A 5,839-nucleotide genomic window follows, 5' to 3' on the forward strand; every position below is an offset into this window, starting at 1 on the left:
AGTAAGTTGTGACTTTGGAAGGCAGAAAGGCAGCCGTGGTTTTGGCTGCTTTTTCTGGCTCCTCCTTCCGCTCGTAACATGCGGTGAGCATGAGCGAAACGGCTGCGATTGCGATGAAAGTGCAATTTGACTTCGACATAGTTCGGGTTAAAAAGGATGGATTACTGGATTTCCGCGCCGGTCGCATAGATCAATTCTTCCTTGCTTTGCTGCAACTGGTTGATGGTCGTGAAAATCGTTTTTTTGTTGGCGATGTAGGCGTCGAAAAAGTCGAGGTACTCGACGAGATTTACATTGCGCTGGACGAAATAGCGGGTGTAAGCGGCCAGTACCTGGTCGAGTTCCTCGCTGTAAGCCGCGTCCAGATTCTGGTACGCAGTCAGGCTCTTTTGCAGGTTGCGGAATGCGACAGCCACCTCGGCTTCAATGCGTTTGGACGTCTGGTCGGCCTGCACTTTGGCGAGGTCAATCCCGATTTTACTTTCGAGTATCGCGCCCTGATTCCGGTTAAATACAGGCACATCGAATTTCAATCCAAACCCGAAAAAGTTGAGCAGGAAGTTACCGCCACGGTCGTAGTTCATACTCACGTTCAGGTCAGGCTTGCGTTGAGCGTACTCGTAATCGTACTTTTTCTGTGAATACGTTTGCTGCAAAATGCTGATTTTTCCATCGGGCCGGTTCGCGGCCGCAGTGGCGGTCAGATTACTTAGCGAGAGGCTGGCTAATGCATTGGTGCTGATCTGTTCCGGTGTTTGCAGTAGCAGGTAACCGCTGGCGGGGGTATGCAGCAGAATCGTCAGGTCTTTTTGTAAACCGTTGATTTCCCTTTGTGTTTCAACCATTTGCTGGCCAAGTTCCAGCTTCAATGCACGCAGGCGGAACAGCTCGGGCTTGTTCACATTCCCCAGTGTGTACTGGTGTTCGTACGAACCCACCAATCTTCCGACCGCCTCACTTTGCGTTTCCAGCACATTTAAATACGACTGTTGAAATGCGAGTTCATGCAAAGACGACCGCAGCTGCATTTTGAGCTCGCGAATCAGCTCGCCAAAGTATTCAGCAGCAATATCACGCGACACCGATTCCAGCGCAATGCGTTTTCTACGCTTGCCGCCGGTTTCGATCAGCTGCGAAAGCTCAGCGGTGAATTCCCTGTTTTTACCAAAATTCCCGAACAATGGCGGAATGGTTTCGCCGGACGAAAGCTGGTTGCGCGTCGTCCATAGATTCACTTCGTCCAGACTGAATTCGGGATTAGGCCACAGCCTGGCCTGAATAATCGCCGCCTCCGCCTGCTGAATGGTCAGCTTTTGGGCGATGAGATCGAGATTATTGTTCAGAAATAATGCCTCGGCTTCTTTTTGATTGATTCTTAATGTATCCTGCGCAGCAGTTTTTAACGAACAAAAAAGAGAGGAGGCGAATACGATTAATGCGATAATATATGCCTTCACGAAAATGTCTGAATGTGAAGGCACAAAACTACCGGCGCAATATTAGAGCATTCTTTGACCTACATTAGATCTGCGTGAAAGGTACATTAAAAGTAAATGAGAACGCGGCTAAAAGCGGATCTCCATTTCCGTGCCTTCGCCGATGATGGAGCTTATATTTAGACTGATCTGGTGTTTGTCCAGAATACGCGCGACGATCGCCATGCCCAGCCCATTGCCTCTTTTACTCGTGGTATTGCTACCCCGGTAAAACGGTTCTGAAATATGCGCCAGGTCTTCTTCGCTGATCCCGATGCCCCGGTCGCGGATGGTAATGTGCAGTTTATTGTGTTTTTCAAAAAGCGAAATAGCAACCGGTTTTCCGTCCGAAAACTTCGCTGCATTCTCGATCAGGTTATAGAGCGCAATGTACAGCTGCGTGCGGTTGCAGGTGAATGAAAGCAGCTCGGGACGATCCTCGGGCAGCTGCCAGACCACATTAACAACCGTATCAGGATACTCGATTTTACGCTGATCGAGCGCTTCCCACAGGATTTCATCAATACGCTCCGAAGTATTCATTTCGCCGGCATATTGTTCCAGTCCGGCGAGTGTGAGCAGGTTTTTCAATATTTTCTCCAACCGCTCTGCGTCGGACAGCACCTGTCCGCTCACCGATTGATATTCGTGCACCGGCCTTTCTCTGCTCAACAAAACTTCCAGATTGCCCACAATGGAAGCCAGCGGAGTTTTCAGTTCGTGGGAAGCGTGGCTGATAAAATTTTTCTGGATTTGGATGCTGCCGTAAGTCTTGTCAAGCATGCTGTTGAACTCTTTGAAAAGATCTTCCAGCTCATCTTTGGTAGGCGGGTAAGTCAGCATTTGCTTTTTCCCCGTCACATCCAGCCCTCGGACCTGCCTGATAATGTCGCGCACGGGCCGGTACGCGACCCGCGATAAGGTATAGCTCAGCACGATAATCACCAGAATACCAATCAGTAAGGCAGTCGTCAATATTTTCAAAAACTCACTTTCCTGCGCATTCAAAGTCGGGTTATTGGCTTTGATGATGACGCTGAAAGAACCCTGGTTATCCCTGTAATAAATCGCGTAGTAGTAAAGGTTGTCGACCTTGAAACTGTAATGGTCGCGGTCGCGGATCGTTTTGAGGATTTTAATGGTAATGTTCGTATCCGGGTCGGCTTCGCCAAAGTGAATGTTGCCTTGCTTGTCGTACAATCTGATTTCCTGGTCGGCGGTGGCGGTCAGGAATTTCTGCTCAATGCGGCTGAATTCCTTTGAACTCATTTCATCTTCTTCCAGGTAAAAAATGGCAGTTAATGCAGCTTTTCTTGCCAGTTCTTCGAAGAAAATATTCTCGGCCGATTTGATAAAATTAAGGTAAATCAAACCCGACGAAACCGTCAGCACCAGCCCGAAAACCAGCGACGAGGCAAGGGTGAGCTTGTGCTGGATCTTCATTTCTGGCAGGTGATCATATACCCGCGACCTTTAATGGTACGAATCAGTTTTTCATCAAAACCCTGGTCGATTTTATTGCGGAGATAGGAAATGTACACATCCACGACATTGGTATAGGTATCCTGATTGGTATCCCAGACCACCTGCAAAATCTGCGTGCGTGTCACAATTTTGTTTTGATTTTCAACCAGATACACCAGAAACCTGAATTCTTTGGCGGACAAAACGATTTCCTGTCCCGCCCGCTCGACCACATTCCGGTCGATATCCACCTTCAAATCCCCGCAAAACAGCACATTATCATTGGAGTAATGCAGCTCATACCGCCTGCGCAATGCATTGATGCGGGAAAGCAGCTCGGGGAAATGGACGGGTTTGACGAGGTAATCGTCCGCGCCGATATCCAGGGCTTTGATCTTGTCCTCCGCTTCGCCTAATGCGCTGAGCATGAGCACGGGGGTATCTATTTTGCGAAAACGAATGATTTCGGCCAGCTGTAAACCGTCGATTCCCGGCACCATGATATCGAGGATAAAAAGGTCCCAGGAATCGTTCTGGATAAAATTTCTGGCTTCCAGTCCGTCGTGCGCCAGCTGCACGAAGTATCCGGCTTCCTGCAACCCTTTTTGCAGGAATTCGCTGATCCGCTTGTCGTCCTCAACTATCAGGATTTTCATAATACCATACCTCTTACAAAATCCATTCGCGCTTATTAATCAAACCAATCCCTGCGCCAGCATTGCGTCTGCTACCCGTACAAAGCCGCCTATATTGGCGCCCTGCATATAGCTCAGGCGACCGTCCGGTTTACGTCCGTATCGCAGGCATGTGGAATGGATATTCAGTATAATCTCCTGTAATTTCCTGTCAACTTCTTCGCGCGACCAGGATAAGCGGAGTGAATTCTGTGACATTTCCAGTCCTGAAACCGCCACACCGCCTGCATTCGCTGCTTTGCCGGGTGCATACAAAATATCATTGTTCTCAAAAACTTCGATCGCATCGGGCGTACAAGGCATATTGGCACCTTCCGCTACGCAAAAACAGCCATTTTTAATCAAGAGGCGGGCATCGTCTGCATTCAGTTCATTTTGCGTGGCATTAGGCAGGGCAATGTCACAGGGAACCTCCCAGGGCGTTTTCCCGGCTACAAACTCACAACCGAATTTATCCGCATACGAATTGATCCGACCCCGCTCTTCATTTTTCAGGTGCATGATGTAAGCAAACTTCTCAGCATCAATGCCCTGCTCGTCGTAAATGTATCCTGATGAATCAGACAGTGTCAGTACCTTGGCACCATGTTCAATGCATTTTTCAAGGGTATACTGTGCTACATTCCCGGATCCGGAAATCACTACGCTTTTTCCTTTGATACTGTCGTTACGCTGTTTCAGCATTTGCTCCACAAAATACACCACGCCATAGCCCGTAGCTTCCGGGCGGATCAGGCTTCCGCCGTAGCTGGCACCTTTTCCGGTAAGTACCCCGGTGAACTCATTTTTCAGGCGCTTATATTGGCCAAACAAATAGCCGATTTCTCTCGCTCCTACCCCGATATCGCCGGCCGGCACATCATTGTCTGAACTGATATGACGAAAAAGCTCCGTCATAAAGCTTTGACAAAAGAACATCACTTCCCGGTCTGACCGGCCTTTTGGATCAAAATCAGCCCCGCCTTTACCGCCTCCCATCGGGAGCTGGGTTAAGCTATTCTTGAAAATTTGCTCGAATGCAAGGAATTTAAGCGTCCCCAGATTAACAGAAGGATGAAAACGGAGGCCACCCTTGTAAGGTCCGATCGCGCTGTTCATCTGAACACGGTAACCGCGGTTAACCTCTACTTCTCCCTGATCATTCATCCAGGGAACCCTGAAGATGATGACACGCTCAGGCTCTGCCATGCGGTCGAGGATCTTGGCATGCTGGTATTGCGGTTTATCCTCAATAAAAGGAATAATTGTTTCAGCTACCTCTCTGACAGCTTGGTGGAATTCGTTTTCACCCGGATTTCTCTTGACGATCCGGTCCATAAAGGATTGTACTGAAGTCACAGTTTCGTGGGTTGGTAAATAACTGGTAAAACCGGTGCCTTTTGCATGAATTGACGTTCCCGCTTCAATAATCGCAATCAAATCCACCTTTTTAGTGAACGTAATTGCATCAGGGAACTGCGCACCAGACAAAGCAAAGGTAAGAAATCATGGCTATTGCGACCCGCCGGAGAGCGCAACCAAAAATTATTCACATTTTTCTTAAAGAAAATCCTGAATGCATTAAGGGGTATTTTTCTAAAAGTTGTCTTGTATATAATAGACTGATTCAAAGAAAAAATTGTCCTTCCTCTTATGACTGATAATCTGCCACAAAATTCCTCCGGGGAGAACGATGAGTCGGACAATGTAATGAATGTCGGCCCCGGACCGGCCCGGACGGACAGCCCGGCAGACAGTGAATGGATGATCCGCAACGGTTTTGCGAAAAGTCCGAAACATGGTTTTGAATTGCTGTTCAAGCGTTACCACAAGGTACTTTGCAGTCACGCGGCACGCTTCGTATATTCAGATGCGGTAGCGCAGGACATTGTTAGCGAGGTTTTTTGCAAACTCTGGAAATCAAAATCTTACGAGAATATCACTACTTCTTACCGGTTTTACCTGTTCCGCTCGGTGAGAAACGAAGCTTACAATTACATCAGACTCGAATTTCAGCCAACCGAACAGCTGGAAGCAGCGGCGGGACACGTGTCCGGCAATGGCCAGCTGCCCGACATGATCACGCAGTATGAAGAGATTCTGCACCACGTGGAGCGCCTCGTGCAAAGCCTTCCGCCTCAGTGCCGTAAGATCTTCCTGATGAGCCGCTTTGAAGAAAAAAAGTATCAGGAGATCGCAGACGAACTGGGCATTTCCATCAAAACG

At 48.5% G+C, this 5,839-nt stretch carries 5 protein-coding genes; 1 reads left to right on the plus strand and 4 read right to left on the minus strand.

The genetic code is table 11. The features are described from left to right. Positions 1-161 precede the first annotated feature (161 nt). From ACTIE6_RS08000 to gdhA, 4 genes are all read right to left on the minus strand, one after another. On the minus strand, positions 162-1,457 hold the full coding sequence (locus ACTIE6_RS08000) for a TolC family protein (RefSeq protein ID WP_439556139.1): 1,296 nt from the start codon (positions 1,455-1,457) through the stop codon (positions 162-164). A 108-nt stretch (positions 1,458-1,565) separates the two neighbouring features. Beyond that, positions 1,566-2,918: a sensor histidine kinase gene (locus ACTIE6_RS08005; RefSeq protein WP_439556140.1), complete on the minus strand. Its 1,353-nt coding sequence runs from the start codon at positions 2,916-2,918 to the stop codon at positions 1,566-1,568. Then, positions 2,915-3,595 (minus strand): response regulator transcription factor, encoded by a 681-nt coding sequence (locus ACTIE6_RS08010; protein WP_439556141.1) that lies wholly within the window; start codon positions 3,593-3,595, stop codon positions 2,915-2,917. Before ACTIE6_RS08010 ends, ACTIE6_RS08005 begins: the two co-directional genes overlap by 4 nt. Positions 3,596-3,634: 39 nt before the next feature. Next, the gene (gene gdhA / locus ACTIE6_RS08015) at positions 3,635-4,951 is read right to left on the minus strand and encodes an NADP-specific glutamate dehydrogenase (RefSeq protein ID WP_439556143.1); all 1,317 of its coding nucleotides are present in this window, start codon (positions 4,949-4,951) and stop codon (positions 3,635-3,637) included. A 315-nt stretch (positions 4,952-5,266) separates the two neighbouring features. On the opposite strand from gdhA, the gene ACTIE6_RS08020 reads away from it, so the two are divergent. Further along, a partial coding sequence (locus ACTIE6_RS08020; RefSeq protein ID WP_439556142.1) for a sigma-70 family RNA polymerase sigma factor occupies positions 5,267-5,839 on the plus strand: 573 nt, incomplete at its 3' end.

The sequence above is a fragment of the Dyadobacter sp. genome, from assembly GCF_051859145.1.
In the GTDB taxonomy this organism is placed as follows: domain Bacteria; phylum Bacteroidota; class Bacteroidia; order Cytophagales; family Spirosomataceae; genus Dyadobacter.

Coding starts and splice junctions, on each gene's coding strand:
- ACTIE6_RS08005 (WP_439556140.1), bottom strand. CDS start 2,918: ATGAAGATCCAGCACAAGCTCACCCTTGCCTCGTCGCTGGTTTTCGGG.
- ACTIE6_RS08010 (WP_439556141.1), bottom strand. CDS start 3,595: ATGAAAATCCTGATAGTTGAGGACGACAAGCGGATCAGCGAATTCCTG.
- gdhA (WP_439556143.1), bottom strand. CDS start 4,951: ATGGACCGGATCGTCAAGAGAAATCCGGGTGAAAACGAATTCCACCAA.